Source organism: Amycolatopsis sp. DSM 110486 (assembly GCF_019468465.1).
Lineage (GTDB): Bacteria > Actinomycetota > Actinomycetes > Mycobacteriales > Pseudonocardiaceae > Amycolatopsis.
Genome location: NZ_CP080519.1, coordinates 10140999 through 10157723 on the forward strand (window position 1 = coordinate 10140999; position 16725 = coordinate 10157723).

The window sequence follows — 16725 nt, forward strand, 5'->3', positions numbered from 1 at the left end:
ACTACGGCGTTATACGCCCTCGTCGCCGGTGCCTCGGCTGCGCTGTTCGGGCGAACGTAGCCAGGCTCACCGTCATGAACCCGGAACCGGTGCATCGGTTCATCGTGCCCCCTCCCCGACCACTCCCCGGGCCAGCGCCATCCTCAACAGCGACGGTGGACGCGCTCGCGCAGTGGATGACCACCAGCAGACCTACCCAGCCCTCTCCCCCACCCCACCGCGACGGCGGGCTGCGGTTCGCCTTCTACGGCCGCACCTCAACCCTGCGCCACCAAGACCGCGTGTCCTCGCAAGGCTGGCAACGCGACACCGCCGACGACCTCGTCACCAGCCACGGCCAGATCGTCGCCGACTACTTCGACGCCGGCACCTCCCGCCGCACCCCGTGGCCGCAGCGACCCCAAGCTGCCCAGCTGATGGCAGAGATTACCAACCCCGAGCCGGCGATCGATGCGATCGTGGTCGGTGAATACGAACGCGCCTTCACCGGAAGCCAGTTCGCCACGATCTACGCCTGGTGCACCCGGTACGGCATCCAGCTCTGGCTACCGGAAACAGAAGGTCCAGTAGACCTCGGCAACCGCGACCACCGAGCACTGCTTTCCCTGCTAGCGACCCAGTCGCAACGCGAAGTACTCCGCGCCCGACACCGGGTCCTGGCCGCGATGCACAACCAAGCGACCCAGCAAGGCCGCTACCTCGGCGGACGACCCCCCTACGGCTACCAACTCGTCGACGCCGGACCGCACCCCAATCCCGCCGAGGCTCGCTGGGGCCGACGACTCCAACGCCTCGCCCCCGACTCACGCACCGCACCCCACGTGACACGGATGTTCCAGCAACGTCTCGCCAGGCACACTGTCGCCAGCATCGCCCGATCACTCAACGAACGCGGCATCCCCTGCCCCTCCAGCGCCGACCCACAACGCAACCGCCACCGGACCCGCGGCACCTGGACACTGCGCACCGTCGCCGCCATCCTCGCCAACCCCCGCTACACCGGACGCCAAACCTGGAACCGCCGCGCCACAGGGTCCACCGATCCCAGCTCAACACCCGCGCTGTCGATCAAGCTCGCCCACCCAGCCCTCGTCACCGAGCACGACTTCGTCGCTGCTCAGCAGATCCGGGCGGCGCGACCATCCAACGACGGCCGGACCCACCAGTTCGCCCTCGCCGGCCTCATCCACTGCGGCACCTGCAACCGACGTCTGGACTCCCACTGGAACCACGGACGCCCCACCTACCGCTGCCGCCACGGCCACACCAGCACCCGAGGCCCAAACCAGGCTCGGCCGAAGACCTTGTACATCCGAGAAGACCATCTCATCGATCAGATCAGCATCCAACTCGAAGACCCGACGACCCACGGCGGCCACACCGGACCTGGATCCGACCGAACACGACGCAACCGCATCGCGACAGCGCTACGCACATCGGCAACGTTCGTCATCTGCGACAGCACCGGTTGGCGACTCGAAACGATCAACTCGATCTGAGCCACACGCCAGCCAGAACCACCAGGATCGCGTTTCGCGATCCGTGGGGTAATACTGTGTCCGAGACTCGAACCCCCACGTATGGGAGATCTCCCAGCTTCTGGGAGATCATGCCGTCAGAGTAACTGACGCGACGCGCGTCTTGCGAACGCCCCTCCAGCCTGCAACTCTCACTGCGTGGTCGGCTGCGAGCTGCGTGGACGAGGCACCCATCACGCCTCCACGGTGATGGGGCGAATATGGCCGGCCAGGCACTTCGGTGAGGTCAGAACCATGACGCTCCTCCTCGCTGAGCTCGTCACCGCCGACCCGGCTGGTCACGAACTCGTGGGCGGTCGCGGCGATCGCCGCGACGGCCTGGCCCAGGTCCTTCAGAGTTATCAACGGGTCGTCGTTGCGCTCGCCAGCCAGCGCGATCCGCGCAGCCCCTCCGCGGTGCGACCTATCCGGAACCGGGGAGCGCTGCCAAGAGCCGCCGGCACGCCTCCTCACACCGCCGGCACGCCTCAGCGCAGATGCGGCAATGTTCATGGTGCGCAGCGTGCAGCTCGCACTCCTCGGCGCATGCAATACAAGCGGCAAGGCAGGCCTCCACGGCTGCCCGGGTGACGGTCAGGTCAACAGCTGTGCGACGCGATAGGACGGTTGCTGTCGCGGCACACACGTCAGAACAATCGAGATCTGTGCGCATGCACTTGATCAACGAGACGATGTCAGGTTCCGCCATGCAAGCATCGGCACACGCGGCGCAGGCCTGGAAACAGGCGAGGCATTCTTCAACGCACTCGATCAGTGCGTCGTGGTAGACCGGCCGGGAACTCGGGTAGACATCGGCCATCTGTTTGACAACCAGGGGCATGATGCGATCCGTCCGTCGTCTTGAGCTGGGTTCGGTATGTAGCAGCGAAACTAACTCGCAGGAACACTGCGGCGCTAGAGCTTGATGGTCTTACCGATCAAGCCTAACGAGGCATTGTTACTGAGCGCGCCTCAAGCAACTCGGCACGCCATTGGGTGGGGAACGCGCGACGCACGAACCCCGCGGTCGTGGCGACGAACAACGACGCGTCCTCGCCGGTGACCATGTGCATGGCCCACGTCGCCAGGTCGTTGCCGCATTCGGCCGCGATCCCGCGCACGGGCATCTCCGATAAACGCGGGTGCCTGCTCACGCAGCACCTGCCGGCGAAGCACGTCCCGCCGCACGAGGGCCAGGCCGCGGCCGTAGCTGATGCGCAAGGCCTCGGCCAACGTCGTTTTGCCTGAGCCGTACAGTCCGCACACGACCAGGCGCGTGGTGTTCTCGTGCCCGATGGGTCACTCATGCCGCAGGTCCTCGACCGATCGGTCTCGCGAGATCGCGCGGGAGAACGCCTCGCCGGTGCCGGGCCGGCTGGGCAGCTACGACCCGTTCGACAACATCACTGATGTCTTCTCTCCCCACAGGGTTTTGCAGCTACTGCTGCACGACCTGATCGACGCTGTTCCCGGTGATCGTTGCGTTGTTCGCGATCACTACGTAATCGTGCTGGGATTTCAGGCCTTCCTGATGAGGACCACGGCCTGGCCCGCGAGTCCCTGCTCGGCTCTAATCGCCTCCGCGTCGGTCCCAGGTCGGCAGTCCCGTGCCGGTTCGTTCGGCGACCATGTACTCGGCGTACCAGTCGCGCCAGTTGATGTCACGCTCGCCGGTGCGCTTCCCGTGCTCACCGTGCGCGGCCTCCGCACGGCGCAGAGCCGCGGCGAGGTCGCCGGCCGACGAGAACCTCGCCTCTGCCGGGTCCACCCGCCCCGGCAGGCGGCTCGTGATCTCCCGCAGCAGCCACTGCTTGCCGTCCGGATCGGCGAACGTCGCGCGTGACCGGTACGTCCCGCGGTCCGGATCGAGGCCCGCCTCGCGTCCACCGGGCCCCTCGTGGAAGATCTCCTCCACCTCGACCCCGGCGGCTACCAGCGCGTCCCGCGCCGCCACGATGTCCGCGACGATCAGGTACCCCTTGGCGGAGCCGGGCTCGGCCTCGGTCAGCGCCGCCCCGAACTGCACCGAACACGCCGATCCGGGCGGCGTGAACTGCAGAACCCCCGGCGGGTCACGTCCAGCCGCCACCCGAGACGCCCGTAGAACTCCTTCGCGCGCTCCACGTCGGCGACGGGAAGCACCAGCACCTCACCCCTCACATCGACACGCCGCACGTCCTCAACAGCTATCCATCCTCCCCGGCGAGACAAGCGCCCACCGTAGCCGCGAACCACGCCGCCGCCGACACATGCGGGCCCGGCCATCTCTCAGCTGAACTGCTCCAAGCTGAGCCATCGCCTGCGCCAGAGCGACCGGGTGGACGTCAGTCCGTACTCGAAACCCTGAACGGGACTATACAGTCCAATCCTGAGGTTTAAGCTTTCGCTGGGAGATCACCATAACCGACAGGAGTAACGAGATGACCGACGAGACCGTTCGGAACCGGCGGGCCGACAGCTCAGCCCACGAGGCCCTCGCCAAACTGGCTCGCCAGGGCGCTGATGCCTTCGGTTACCGAGCCGAGTTGCGCATCGACCGCCAACTTGCCCAGCTCCTGCGCCTGAGGGTTTCGCAGCTCAACAACTGCGTCTATTGCCTGAACCTCCACTACGAGGCAGCCCGCGCCGCCGGCATACCCCGACCGGTCATCGACACCCTGACCGCCTGGTGGGAGACCGACTTCCACGACGACGCGGCACGCGCCGCCCTCGCCTACACCGAGGCGCTCACACGCGTCGCGGATGCGCCCATTGCCGGTGGTTTCGGTGCCCGGCACGACACTCTCGCCGAGCATTTCTCGCCCGAGGAGATCCTCGAGATCATCGGTATCGTCATCAACATGAACGTCTGGACCCGGCTCAAACTGGCCGAAGGCGCCGTGCCCATCCTGACCGCGCGCGCGAACTAGCGCTCTCACCGCAGTCGGCAACTCCGTCATTCCGGCGACGCCGGAATGACGCCAGCTCACACAGCTCGCCACCTTCGAGACCAGTTAAGCGGACCGCACCCACTGGGGTCGGCACCCCGCAGGAGCGCGATCGTCTTCCTCCTCTCGTCCGTCTCGAACTGGACCACGGGCGCCATCGTCAACGTCGACGACGGGGATCCCCGCCAGGACGGCGAACTGTGGTGGCGGGCCGCCCGGCCGGGGCTTGCTTCCTCGTGACGGCGGAGCCGCGAGTGGGAGCACCTCCCCCACGTCCACTGTGGAATATCCGGAGCCGGGCAGCGTTGCGGCCTTCAAGCCACCCGTCCAGCTGCGCCCCCTTCCGCACGGCAGCGCGGTCGGGCTCATGTGCCTCCTGCTCCTGCCGCTGGACTCCCGCTGCCGCGGCGGTAACGGGAATGTCCAGCCCCACCACGAAGACTCCCGGTCACACCCACCGGCCCCATCGGCACCGCGCGAGCAGGATCGAGTGCCCCTGTTCCCGCGACCGTGCCAGCTCCCCGCTCCGCCGACGAGGACGACGTGGCCGCTGCTCCAGCGTGGCATCACGATTTGCGCGACTTGGTCGTAGTACACCTCGTCGTCCGGCGGGCAAGCGGCGAGCACCCGCGGCGCGATCCAGCCGAGCCCCCGATACTCGCGCCGGAGCGCGGCGGCGCGGTCAGCGGGCAGCGTCGGATCCGGGGTGCGGTGGACCGCGAAGACGGCGACCCGGCCGTCACGGAGCCCGTAGCAGCCGAGTTGCGCGCCCGTGCTGTCGGAGAGGCAGAACCGGTCACGAACCAGCGGTTGCACCTTCGGGTCCTCGAACGTGAACGCCGCGGTGTGGAAGTCGAGGTACTTGAAATAGCCGTGCTCGGGACCGAACACCAGCCCGCGGACAGTCGAGTGCACCCCATCGGCGCCGACAAGCAAGTCGGCCTCGTAATCGGTTCCCTCGGCCATGCCCACCCGGACGCCGCTCTCGCGGTCGGAGACGGCGGTGACCTCCGCGCCGAACCTGAGTTCGACGTCGCCGGGCAGGCTTTCCCGCAGCGCCAGCTCGAGATCCGGCCGCATGATGCTCAGCAGCCGCCCGCCGACCGGCTTGGCGAACGCGTCGTGCCGGATCACGGCACGCTGCCGGCCGGTTTCGTCGTAGTAGCCGGCCTCGTCGACCGCGTAACCGAGCTCGCGCAGCCGCGGGAGGATGCCCATCGCCTCCGCGGCGTCGTATTCGGGGCCCATGAAGTCGATCATGTAGCCCTGGGCGCGTGGGGCCGGTGCGCGCTCGAGCATCACGACTTCCCAACCGTGCCGCGAAAGGCACTGTGCGGCGGCCAGGCCGGCGATCCCCGCACCACACACCACGGCCTTCATGATCCCGCTCCGTCGAGGCGCAGCTCGACCATCGGCAGGTCGGTGTCCCGCTCGCTGATCGTCGTGCCGAGAGTGTTCTCGAGGATCGTCTTGAAGCGGCGCCAGGCTCGCCGGTGCTCGCTCACGTAGACCGCGAGCACGGCGTCCGCCTCCGCGGTGGGCAGCCTCCGCGCAGTCGCCGGCGACAGGCCCCGCGCTCCGCTGGCGACCCGAACCCGAGGCTCGGCGACGACATTGCGGTACCACTGCGCCCGGTCGCCGAAGCCGGACGCCACCACGTACGTGTCCGGGGCTGGGTGTCCGACGACTTCCAACACGACCGTGCGCCGCGCACCGGTCTTGCGGCCGACGTGCTCGAGCAGGAGCAACCGGGAACCGAGGAGGAACCCGAGCCGGGCGCGGTAGAGCCAGATGGGGGCACGCATGAGCCGCCGGTTGCGCAGCAGCCGGGCGCCCGTGCGTCCGATCATGCCTGAGGCGAAAGGTGATGGGGCATCGGTCATCTGCCGACCTCGATTCGTTGTCGGAGGAAGGGTTTGTCAGCCCGGCCCGGCCGCGGGGTCGCCAAGGCCGTCGCGGTAGACCGCGAACACCTCGGTGCCCCAGCGGCGCATCCCCTCGGCCGACAGCGGGTCGACGCCGAGCACATCGCGCAGTCGGTCGCGCAGGATCAGCACGGCGAGGTCGTTGACAAGCAGGAACGCCGCACGCACCTCGGGATCGGCACCCGCATTCGCCAGGCCGGCCCGCGCCATGGCCGTGAGCACGTCGCGGCTCAGCGCGTGGAGCTTGCCGAACAACGCGGACGCCGCCGGCCCACCGGCGAGCAGCAGCCGACCGAGGTATCCGGGGATGGCCGAGTCGGCCGGAAGGTTGCCGGCCACCGCCTCGACGAGGCTGGGCACTGCCTCCGGGTCGAACGGGTGGTCGCCGCTCGGGGCGGCGGCCTCGGCGAGCGCAGCCGCGAAGACTCGCGCCACGTGCTCGTCGACCGCGGCACGCAGCCCGTTCTTGGACCCATAGTGCCGGATCACCAGCGCCGGCGAGACGCCCGACGCCGACGCCACCTCACGGACCGTCACCGCGTCCGGATCGCGCTCGCCGAACAGCCGCAGCGCCTCGTCGCGGATCCTCGCCTTCGCCGTCCGGTCGTCCGGAAGTGAACCCATGTTTATCATTGTAAACCGATGTTCACCGTGGTGGTCACGAGGATGATGCCGAAGGAATCCGGCAGGCGACGTCGCACCGTCTGCGGGTCAAGTCGACGCGTCAGCGCTGCCCCCCAGCTATCCCCACAACGTGACCCTCGAGCGGGCGGCAGCGTCATCATGGCCCGCGCCGAACCGGGTGGCTGCAAACACGTCACGGCGGCCGCCGGCGAACAGACCGCGCAACAGGTGGTCGTGCTGATCACCGTTACGACCGCGCCTTCCGGGCAGCGGTGCCCGCCGTACGTGCGCGAACTGTCGCTGCCGGTGCCGCTGACAGAACCGCGCGGCCCGAAACTAATACTGCGTCCTGGTTCAGGATGTCGTGCAACGCGGTACGGCGCGCATTCCGTCGTAGAGGCATGCGGTACTTGACGAAGCTGGTCGGCGCAGTCTCGGCCCTCGTCACGGTGATGGCCTGTGGCGGCCCGACGACCCAAACCCCACCTGGCTCGGGCGGCGTCTCTGGAGCGCCGAGCGGCACCATCTCGACCTCGCCGCCCTCGGCGTCTTCGCCATCAGCCAGCCCGCCTGGCGATTCGCGGTACGACGTACCTGCGGACAGCACGCCAGTGCCGGCGGGGCAGGTCGACGCGGCCGCTCTGCCACCCAGGTTCCCAGCCGAGGCGTACATCACCAACGGAGGCACCGTCCTCTACGTCCGCGCGATAGAGGGCGGTTGCCAGCACGCCCTCGCGGAGGTGACAGAGCAGACCGCACAGCACGTGGTCGTGGACCTCAGCCAGACCAAGGTCCCACCCGGCCAACTCTGCACGAAGGATCTGCGCTACCCGTACCTCCCCGTGACGCTCGCCGCACCGCTTGGCGATCGCACCGTGGTACTGACTCAGTCGCCACCCCGGTGACCAGGTCCACGGCCGCTGAGCGACACCGCCTGAGCGGAATCAGCGGCGAAACAGTGAGCTGACGATGGCCTTGCGACCGCCGTGAGTTGAGGCGCGCAGGAAGATTATTTCTTTGCCGCCGTAGGTGTGTGGTACGGGGAGCCGCACTGGACGCCGGTGACCGTAACCACGCCGACCATCATCGCGGCACGGAAGCCTTGTTCGGTGACGACGTCGAGGACGCGCTCGTCGAACTGGTGCACCCGAACCATGAGGCCCGCAGGTGTGCTCACCGTCGTGGCCGAAGAGGCGGCGATGAAGCCATCAGCGGCAAAGAGGTTGGCCTGGTAACGAAAAGCAGCGCCGGCACTCCGCAACAGGGGCCAGTTTGGCGTGGACGTGTGCGGTGCCCGGTGTTTCCTACGCGCGGATTTGCCGGGTCAGCGGTCTTGGTGGTGGTTGGAGAAGCGCAGGACGAGGACCACCAGAACGAACACCACGATCACCACCACCGCGACGAAAAGTTTGTTCATGCGAGCTCCATTCGCTCGGTGTGTGTCTTCAGGAAAGCACGAAATAGCGCAGCCAGAGGTAGGGTGCCGCGACGATAACGGTGATCACGGTGATGATCGCGCCCTTCTTGGTGAACTCCCAGAAGGAGATCGGTGAGCCGGAGCGGGCGGCGATGCCGAGCATGACGACGTTGGCGCTGGCGCCCACCGCGGTCATGTTGCCACCGAAATCGGCACCAAGCGCCAGCGACCACCACAGCGCCTGAGAATGCGCCGGGTCAGGGATGTCCTGCGCAAGAGCCAGCACGAGCGGACTCATCGTGGCCACGTACGGGATGTTGTCGATCACGCCGGACAGCAGTGCGGAAACACCCAGAATCAGGAACACGGCGAGCAGCGCGTTGCCGCCGGTGGCCTCGGCCGCGAGGTGCGCCAGGTTGTCGATCACACCGGTCTTGACCAGCGCGCCGATCATGATGAACAACCCGGCGAAGAACAACAGCGTCTCCCACTCGACCCCGGCGAGATACTGCTTCGGCTGCGTGCCCGAGACGAGAACGAGCACCCCGGCACCGAGCAGTGCGACGACCGACGGGTCGAGGTGGATCACCGAGTGCAGCACGAACCCGGCGAATACGAACAGGAGCACAACGCCGGATTTGAGCAGCAGTTTCGGCCGTTGGATCGCTTCGCGTTCGTTGAGTGCCATCACGTCGGCGACCCGGGCCGGGTCGGCCGAGAAGGAACCGCGAAACAGCCACGGCAGCACCAGGACGAGCACCACGAGCTCGAGGGCGACGATGGGCGCGAGGTTGACCAGGAAGTCGTTGAAGGTCAGGCCGGAGCGGCTGCCGATGATGATGTTGGGCGGATCGCCGATAAGGGTCGCCGTCCCGCCGATGTTGGACGCGACGACCTCGGCGATGAGGAACGGTGTCGGCCTGATGCCGAGCCGGTCGCACACCAGCAGGGTCACCGGGGCGATCAGCAGCACGGTCGTGACGTTGTCGAGGAACGCCGAGGCGACCGCGGTGATGAGCACGAGCAGGATCATGATCCGCAGCGGTGAACCCTTGGCGCGCTTCGCGGCCCAGATGGCGACGAACTCGAACACCCCGGTACGGCGCAGGATGCCGACGATGATCATCATGCCGAGCAGGAGGAAGATGACGTTCCAGTCGACGCCGGTGTCCTCGGAGAAGAACGCATCGGCCGATCCGCTGACCCCGGTCGCGAGCACGACACCGGCTCCGGCGAGTGCCGCGGCCATCTTCGGGATCTTCTCGGTGGCGATGAACAAGTAGGCGATGACGAACACGGTGACCGCGATGACGGTGCTCATCGCGGCACCGCCTGGGTCAGCGCAGCGCGAGCTCCAGCAGGCGCGAGGCGGAAACAACGCCGAGCAGCGTCCGGCCGTCCATGACGGCGACGAGCGGGCAGCGTAGCCGTGCCATCATCGCGGCGACCTCCACCACGGTGTCGTCCGCGTTCGCGCGCGGCAGCTCCGTGGGCTCGGCCGGCAGCAGTTCGCGGACGGTGCGGCCGCCGAGCCTGTCTGCCACCCGATCGGCCATCGACTCGTTCAGCACCCCGGCCAGGGCCGGGTCGTCCACCACGTACCGGGGCACCAGGAACTGCACTACCTGTGAGGCCGGCAGCACCGATTGCGGACACCCGGTCGAGTCGGTCACCACCAGGCCGGGCAGCCGCTGCTGAGCGAGCAGCCGCGCCGCGGCCAGCGCATCGGAGTCCAGGTCGACGACCGGGTACTCCTCGGCCATCTCGGCAGCATGCATTCGCCCAGGTTACGACGAACCGAGTGGTGGTGCTGGGGCTCACGGGCCGCTCCTGTCGTTTTCTTGACGATCACCGGCGGGGGCCCGGCCGGTGGGCAGGTTGTCCGGTGGCTCGACCCGCAGCAGCTTCGCGATCGGCACGTCGGTCGACGAGTGGAGCACGATCGACAGCGCGATCGTCACCGCGACCAGGTCGAACACGAGTTCGCTGTCGGCGATGCCCGACTGCAGCGCGAGCAGGCCGTAGACCACGGAAGCGAAGCCTTTCGGCCCGAACCACGCAGCGGTCGCTCGCTCGCGCCCGGACAGCGGGGTCCGCAGCAGCGACAGCAGCATCGCGGCGGGCCGGACGAGCAGGATCGCCAGCACGGCCAAGACCCAGCCGCCGGCGTCGAGGTGGGAGAGCCGGTCGGGGGTGATCAGCGCGCCGAATACCAGCAGAGCGGCGAATTTGGTGATCTCCGAGAGCAGGTCGCCCAGCGGCTCGAACTGCTCGGCTGCGGTCTTGTCGACGGTCGCCAGTGTCGAACCGGCGGCGAAGGCGGCCAGGTAGGGGTTCGCGTGGGTGAGGTGGCAGCCCGCATAGAGGATCACCGCGATCGCCAGCGGCCCCAGCGCTTGCAGGCGTGGTTCCGCGGTGAGGACCTTGAGCCGCCACGCCAGGCTGACCAGCAGGGGCAGGACGATCCCGAGGGCCAGGCCGAGCAACAGTTCGACGACGACCGTGCCGAGGTCGGACGAGGTGTGGGTCGCGGTGGCGAGGAAGATCAGCACGAACGGCAGCGCGAGCCCGTCGTTGAGGCCCGACTCGACGTTGAGCAACCGCCGCAGCCGCAGGGGCACGTCATCGCGCCCGACGATCGCGGCCGCGAACACCGGGTCCGTCGGGGAGAGAATCGCGCCGAGCAGCAACGACGTCGACCAGTCCACACCGACCAGGAAGTGGGCGGGCACCGCGATACCGACCATCGTCAGGGGCATCCCGAGCCCCAGGGCCCGGCCCGACAGCCGCCAGTTCTCCCGCAAGGCCGGCAGGTTCGCGCGCTGCCCGTCGGTGAACAGGACCGTGAACAGCGCGATGTCGGCCAGCGAGGTGACGAGCGGGTCGCGTGGCGCGATGTGGATCAAGTCCAGACCGCCGCCCCCGAGCAACGCTCCCGCGAGCAGAAACAACAACGCCGTCGACAAGACCGTGCGCGCCGCGACGCCGGACAGCGACACGCTGATCAGCAACACGACACCGAAGGCGAGAACGAGCGCCATGGCACTCCCCGAGGTCGACAAACCGACTCGTCACCCGGGCGGGCACGAGCAGGCCGACCAGACTTCCCGGCGCTCCGCGCGTAAAGATGCCGCAAAGACCGGCTCGGGGCAAACCGGGAATCACTCCTCCTGGCGCAGCGACCACACCAGGCGTTGCGGGGAAAGCCGCTCGGACGCGACGTAGTAGACGGTCGCGCCGCGTGGAAGGGAGGTGTCTCCCGCTGGGTTCACGATCACCCGGTCGCGGTCCCGCACCGCGAGCAGCGTCGCCCCGTGGCGCCGGCGGAGTGACGCCCGGCACAGTTCGACACTCGGAGATCCCGCCGACTCCGGAACCACCGTGGAGTACGTGCTTGCGCCGCCTCCGGTCATCAGGTCCGCGCAGACGTCGGCGATGTTCAGGGGACACCAGCTCCTCGATCCCGCTGGCGATGCCGACGATCATGGCCGGGCCAACCAGATCACCATGCCGGCGCTGGCGATGGTCGTGATCTCCGGCATGGTCGGCGCGCCCGGCCACGGCGCCGAGGTGTATGCGGCGATGACCACCCTGAAGCTCGACCCAGGATTCGAATCCGGGCTCGGTGTCGTCGTCCTCGCCATCTACCTCGACAGGATCACGTCGTCGCAGGGCGATCGCTCGGCCGTGGACAAGCCCGCCAGCTCGCGGGCGCCTCCCGATACGAACGCCGTCCAGAAAGGACTGATGAGTGCGCACAGCCAAGTGGATTCTCGCGCCGGGCACGGCCATCGTCTCTCTGACCGCTCTCGATCGGCTACATCAACTGGGACGAGGACATCGCGCTGAGCACCCTGTACCAGTCGGTGCTCGCGGATAAGGGTTACACCGTCAAGACCCAGCTTCTCGACGTCGGCCCCATCTACGCCGCCCACGCGCAAGGACTACTGGAACCAGTACAAGGACAAACTCGAAGACCTCGGCGTCTGGTATGACAATGCGACTCTGAACCTCGCAGCGCCCGACTACGTCAAGGACGTCGACAGCATCGTCGACCTCAAGACGCACGCCGCGGAATTCGGCGGCAAGATCACCGGGATCGAGGTGAGCGCCGGCGAGACCACGGCGATGCTCGCCGCGCTGGACAGCTCGATCAAGGCCCGGAAGCCCATCGTCGTGACGGTCTGGCACCCGCACTGGGCCTACTCCCACTACCACCTGAAGGACCCTCAAGATGCCATGGGCAAGGGCGAGCAGCTGCACGCCATCGGCCGCAGCAGCTTCGGAGCGGATTTCCCCGCTCTGGGCAAGATCACGAACAACCTCACGCTCACCGACGACCAGCTCGGTTCGCTCGAGGACATGATCCAGCAGGCACCCAGGGGCCAGGAGATGGCCGCGGCCGGGAAGTGGGCCGACCACAGTTGGTCGACCAGGCATTCGCCGGCCTCTGACGGCTCGCGCGGTCCACTCTCGTCGCGGTGAGCGGACCCCGCCCGCGGCACGGCCGGTCGCGCCCTCCACACCGGAGAAGCACACTGCCGGAAACGCGCTGGCCTTGTCCGACCGCTTTCGACCGGATACGGCACACTGAAAGCATGGCCCGTCCCACGCCCGCCGCAGCCGGTACCGACGTCGACGCGATCACGGATGCCGTGCTCACGGCGTCCCGGCTCCTGGTCGCCGTGTCGGCCCGATCCATCGCGGCAGCCGGCGACCTCATCACCTTGCCGCAGTTCCGCGTCCTGGTGATCCTGCACTCGCGCGGCGCCTTGAACCACGCCGCGCTGGCGGAACTGCTGAACGTCACACCTTCGACCACGAGCCGCATGGTCGACCGGCTCACCGCAGTCGGCATGGTCGCCCGGCAGAACAGCCCGTCGTCACGCCGGGAAATCCTCATCGAGCTCACCGACGAGGGCGCCCGGGTGGTGCGACTGGTGACCAACCGGCGCCGCCGCGAGATCGCCAAGATCGTAGCGAAGATGCCCGAACACGCCCGCCACGGCTTGGTCGATGTGCTGACCGCCTTCACCGAAGCCGGCGGCGAGCCCTCTGTCGACGCGACCGCGGACGGCATCTGGGGCTGACAGGATCGTCAGGCAAATGTCAGGTGCTGCGGACCCGCCGCGCACGAGAATGAGCCAGTGAGCGCTCCCGATCGCACCAGCCATCGACAGGATCAGCCGCACCCGGGCCGGACGGTGCTGCGGGATCGGTGATGCGCTACGCCCCGCAGCAGCCGAAGTCCGCGGTGAGCCCTGGACCGTACTGATCATCCGAGAACTCCTGCACGGCAGCAGCACTCCCCCGCAGCTGATCCGCGGACTGCCAGGCCTGTCGCGCGGTCTCCTCGGCAAACGTCTCCACCAGCTGTCCGCAGCCGGGCTGGTGACGGTGGCGCGGTCGAAGGGAACGCTCACCGCGTGTGCCTTGACCGACGCCGGCCGAGCACTCGAAGGCGTGATCGACCTACTCGGGCGCTGGGGACGTCGGTGGCTCCCACCACCGCGCACCGGCGACCTGGATCCGGAACTGCTGTTGCTCGACATCGCCCGCGGCATCGACCGGCTCCGGTTGCCGGCCGCCCCGGTCAGCATCCACTTCCGGTTCACCGAAACATTGCGGCAGCGGTGGTGGTGGCTGGTCCTGTCGGAGGCAGCCGCCGTGGCCACAGCCGAGGACCCCGCACTGCCGATCATCATGCAGGTCGAGTGCACGCCCTCCGCGCTCGCGGCGATCTGGCTCGGCCACGACAGCTGGCTCAACGCGATCAAGGACCACGTGGTTCGCCTCACCGGCGACCGCGAGGCCGTCCGGTCGGCCGTCGCGTGGCTCGGGACGAGCCGCTACCACCGGCCCGCGGAGCCCCCGGGGTGAACCGCGTACCACCGGGCGACGGCAGACAGCCAGGGTCGCGGCGGCGATGCCGCACGGATTGCTCCGGCCGGTTCACCCATGAGTCGAACGCCAGCAGCGACAACGCCGCGACGACCCCCAGGCCGCCCAGCAGCACGGCGCCGAAGGTCACCGCCAAACCCGACACCAGCAGCACGGGCACGACCGCGAGCCAGCAGTACGGGTCCGGCTTGCCGAACCACCTCCGGTCACCATTCGCCACAGCTTCCCACCTCCCCGGTCACCATTGCAGTATGCAACACTTTCCTACGGCATCAATTTGGGGTGGGCGGTATCGTGGTGAACGATGACCGGGAAGGGCCCGAAACGATGACCGTGCGCGTGCTGCTGGTCGAGGACGACGTGATGATCAGCGAGGCGCTCGCCCTGACGCTCGCCGACGAAGGTTTCGACGTCATTTCCGCGGGCTCGGGTGAAGAAGCGCTCGAAACTGTGGAAACCACCACCGTCGACGTCGTGCTCCTCGACTTGATGCTGCCCGGCATCGACGGGTTGAGCGTGTGTCGGACCTTGCGCGACAGTGGCGACCTTCCGGTCATCGTGATCACCGCGCGCACTGACAGCTCCGACGTGATCGCGGGGCTGGAAGCCGGCGCGGATGACTACGTGACCAAGCCGTTGGTGCCAGGAGAGCTGGCGGCGCGGGTTCGGGCCCTGCTCCGCCGGGCGGCTCCGGCTCGCCCGGCACGGCTGCGGGTCGGTGATCTGGAACTGCGCCCCGAAGACGCGAGCGCGTACCGGTCGGGTAAGCCGATCCACTTGACCCGTACCGAGTTCCGCCTTGTGACCGAGCTGGCCGTGGCCGAGGGCGAGGTTGTCACGAGGGAGCAGTTGCTGCAGCGGGTATGGGGCCACAGCTACTTCGGCGACACCCGGCTGCTCGACGTCCACATCAGACGGCTGCGGCGCAAGGTCGAACACGACCCCGACGTCCCCACCTTGGTGGTGACGGTGCGCGGGATCGGCTACCGTGTGGGCTCGCCGGCGTGAGTACCGGCGCGCTCAGTCGCGTTTCCCTGCGCTGGCGGGTCTCCGCGGCGTTCGGGCTGGGACTTCTGCTCGTGGTGAGCACGCTCTCCATCGCGGTCTGGAACCTCACGACGGGGTACATGTTCAGCCAGCGCGAGCAAAGCGCGGCACGGCAAGCGGACATCAACGTCAGGTTGGTCGACGCGGCGATCCGCGCGCACCCCGACAGCCTCGACGAGCTCCTGACCGGACTCGCGACCGGACCTGACTCGACGATCCTGCTGTCCCTGCCGGACGGTTGGCTGACCGCCGGCCGCCAGGTCGTCCCCCAGGCCCTTCCGGCCGAGCTGGTCGCGCAAGCGCGAGCTGGGCAGCCGGCCCGGCAGCGGTTCACGGCCGATGGCGTTCCTGTCCTCGGTGTCGCCCTTTCCGTCGGTGCCCAGAACGGCCTCTACGTCGAGCTCTACCCCCTGCTCGAACTCGATCGGACCTTCCGCTACCTCAGCACCATCCTGATCGCGGGCACCGTGGCCTGCAGCGTCCTGGGGGTCGCGCTGGGCGCGTGGTCCACGCGCCGCGCCCTGCGCCCGTTGACCGCGCTCACCGCTGCGGCGTCCCGGGTCGCAAGTGGCGACCTGAGCGCCCGGCTGCCGGACCAGGCCGATCCCGATCTCGCTCCGCTGGCCACCAGCTTCAACGCGACCGCCGACGCGCTTGAACAGCGAGTGCGCCGGGACGCTCGGTTCACCACCGACGTCAGCCACGAACTGCGCTCCCCGCTCACGACGATGACCACCGTCGCCGAAGTCCTGGACCGCCGCCGCGAGTCTATGCCGGCCCCGGCGCAGAAAGCGTTGCGGCTGCTGCTCGCCGAGCTGCGCCGTTTCCAGCGCATGGTGCTGGACCTGCTGGAGATCTCTTCGGCCGACGAACAGGATGCCGACCACGACCGCGAACTGATCGATCTGGCGGCGCTGGCGCGCAACGTCATCGCCGGCAGATCCGGCCCGGGCCTCGCCGTCGACTCACCGGCGGAACCGCTTCTGGTCTTCGGCGACCGGCGACGGCTCGACCGGGTCTTGACGAACCTGCTCGACAACGCCGATCGCTACGGCGGTGGGCCGGTTCGCGTCGGGGTGTTCGCTCACGACGGCGCGGTACGGCTGGAGGTCGACGACGCCGGCGAGGGCGTGCCCGCGGATCTCCGCGAACGCGTCTTCGAACGCTTCGCCCGGGGCGTGCACTCCGGGCGGCGCGGACCGGATTCCGGAACCGGTCTCGGCTTGGCCATCGTCGCCGACCACGTGCGCCGCCACCACGGCAGCGTGCACATCGAAGACCGCCCCGGCGGCGGAGCCCGGTTCGTGGTCGAGCTACCGAAAGCTCGCGGATGACCCGGGTCTCCACCAACGCTCGCCCCTGGCCGC

18 protein-coding genes and 1 pseudogene are annotated in these 16725 nt (G+C 68.3%); 10 read left to right on the top strand and 9 right to left on the bottom strand.

The window, feature by feature from the left end; all coding sequences use genetic code 11:
* Positions 1–155 precede the first annotated feature (155 nt).
* Both K1T34_RS48920 and K1T34_RS48925 read left to right on the top strand, forming a co-directional pair.
* Positions 156–1499 carry a recombinase family protein gene (locus K1T34_RS48920; protein ID WP_255638122.1) on the top strand — a complete coding sequence of 448 codons (1344 nt, stop codon included), beginning with the start codon at positions 156–158 and terminating at the stop codon, positions 1497–1499.
* Between the two features lie 1047 nt (positions 1500–2546).
* Entirely contained in the window at positions 2547–2765 is a 219-nt protein-coding gene (locus tag K1T34_RS48925; protein ID WP_220241596.1) for a hypothetical protein, read from the top strand.
* A gap of 322 nt (positions 2766–3087) precedes the next feature.
* Here K1T34_RS48925 and K1T34_RS48930 read toward each other — a convergent pair whose 3' ends face one another.
* Positions 3088–3606 carry a VOC family protein gene (locus tag K1T34_RS48930; protein WP_255638123.1) on the bottom strand — a complete coding sequence of 173 codons (519 nt, stop codon included), beginning with the start codon at positions 3604–3606 and terminating at the stop codon, positions 3088–3090.
* A 331-nt stretch (positions 3607–3937) separates the two neighbouring features.
* Here K1T34_RS48930 and K1T34_RS48935 point away from each other — a divergent pair, with 331 nt between their 5' ends.
* A complete protein-coding gene (locus K1T34_RS48935; RefSeq protein ID WP_220241597.1) occupies positions 3938–4426 on the top strand; it encodes a carboxymuconolactone decarboxylase family protein in 489 nt (162 codons plus the stop codon).
* An 84-nt stretch (positions 4427–4510) separates the two neighbouring features.
* On the opposite strand, the gene K1T34_RS48940 is transcribed toward K1T34_RS48935, so the two are convergent.
* The 3 genes from K1T34_RS48940 to K1T34_RS48950 all read right to left on the bottom strand — a co-directional run bounded on the left by K1T34_RS48940 (position 4511) and on the right by K1T34_RS48950 (position 6993).
* Positions 4511–5824, bottom strand: a complete 1314-nt coding sequence (locus K1T34_RS48940) for an FAD-dependent oxidoreductase (protein WP_220241598.1) — start codon at positions 5822–5824, stop codon at positions 4511–4513.
* On the bottom strand, positions 5821–6294 hold the full coding sequence (locus K1T34_RS48945; RefSeq protein WP_255638124.1) for a nitroreductase family deazaflavin-dependent oxidoreductase: 474 nt from the start codon (positions 6292–6294) through the stop codon (positions 5821–5823). Before K1T34_RS48945 ends, K1T34_RS48940 begins: the two co-directional genes overlap by 4 nt.
* Positions 6295–6363: 69 nt before the next feature.
* A complete protein-coding gene (locus K1T34_RS48950; RefSeq protein WP_220241600.1) occupies positions 6364–6993 on the bottom strand; it encodes a TetR/AcrR family transcriptional regulator in 630 nt (209 codons plus the stop codon).
* 740 nt (positions 6994–7733) lie between these two features.
* On the opposite strand from K1T34_RS48950, the gene K1T34_RS54300 reads away from it, so the two are divergent.
* Positions 7734–7898: a hypothetical protein gene (locus tag K1T34_RS54300; RefSeq protein WP_255638125.1), complete on the top strand. Its 165-nt coding sequence runs from the start codon at positions 7734–7736 to the stop codon at positions 7896–7898.
* A 104-nt stretch (positions 7899–8002) separates the two neighbouring features.
* Here K1T34_RS54300 and K1T34_RS48960 read toward each other — a convergent pair whose 3' ends face one another.
* From K1T34_RS48960 to K1T34_RS54305, 5 genes are all read right to left on the bottom strand, one after another.
* Positions 8003–8254, bottom strand: a complete 252-nt coding sequence (locus K1T34_RS48960) for a hypothetical protein (protein ID WP_220241601.1) — start codon at positions 8252–8254, stop codon at positions 8003–8005.
* A gap of 184 nt (positions 8255–8438) precedes the next feature.
* Entirely contained in the window at positions 8439–9731 is a 1293-nt protein-coding gene (locus K1T34_RS48965) for an ArsB/NhaD family transporter (RefSeq protein WP_220241602.1), read from the bottom strand.
* A 16-nt stretch (positions 9732–9747) separates the two neighbouring features.
* A complete protein-coding gene (locus K1T34_RS48970) occupies positions 9748–10188 on the bottom strand; it encodes a CBS domain-containing protein (protein ID WP_220241603.1) in 441 nt (146 codons plus the stop codon).
* Between the two features lie 39 nt (positions 10189–10227).
* Entirely contained in the window at positions 10228–11451 is a 1224-nt protein-coding gene (locus K1T34_RS48975) for a sodium:proton antiporter (protein ID WP_220241604.1), read from the bottom strand.
* 120 nt (positions 11452–11571) lie between these two features.
* Positions 11572–11706, bottom strand: coding sequence for a hypothetical protein (locus K1T34_RS54305; protein ID WP_255638126.1), 135 nt, complete (start codon positions 11704–11706; stop codon positions 11572–11574).
* 85 nt (positions 11707–11791) lie between these two features.
* Between K1T34_RS54305 and K1T34_RS54310 the strand changes: the two genes are divergently transcribed.
* The 6 genes and pseudogenes from K1T34_RS54310 to K1T34_RS49005 all read left to right on the top strand — a co-directional run bounded on the left by K1T34_RS54310 (position 11792) and on the right by K1T34_RS49005 (position 16692).
* The gene (locus K1T34_RS54310; RefSeq protein ID WP_255638127.1) at positions 11792–12259 is read left to right on the top strand and encodes a hypothetical protein; all 468 of its coding nucleotides are present in this window, start codon (positions 11792–11794) and stop codon (positions 12257–12259) included.
* A gap of 17 nt (positions 12260–12276) precedes the next feature.
* Positions 12277–12895, top strand: a pseudogene (locus tag K1T34_RS48985) (glycine betaine ABC transporter substrate-binding protein).
* Between the two features lie 113 nt (positions 12896–13008).
* Positions 13009–13500, top strand: coding sequence for a MarR family winged helix-turn-helix transcriptional regulator (locus tag K1T34_RS48990; RefSeq protein ID WP_220241605.1), 492 nt, complete (start codon positions 13009–13011; stop codon positions 13498–13500).
* A gap of 124 nt (positions 13501–13624) precedes the next feature.
* On the top strand, positions 13625–14290 hold the full coding sequence (locus K1T34_RS48995; protein WP_220247810.1) for a helix-turn-helix domain-containing protein: 666 nt from the start codon (positions 13625–13627) through the stop codon (positions 14288–14290).
* A gap of 348 nt (positions 14291–14638) precedes the next feature.
* Positions 14639–15319 (top strand): response regulator transcription factor, encoded by a 681-nt coding sequence (locus K1T34_RS49000; RefSeq protein WP_220247811.1) that lies wholly within the window; start codon positions 14639–14641, stop codon positions 15317–15319.
* Entirely contained in the window at positions 15316–16692 is a 1377-nt protein-coding gene (locus tag K1T34_RS49005; protein WP_220241606.1) for a cell wall metabolism sensor histidine kinase WalK, read from the top strand. Before K1T34_RS49000 ends, K1T34_RS49005 begins: the two co-directional genes overlap by 4 nt.
* Positions 16693–16725: the final 33 nt, after the last annotated feature.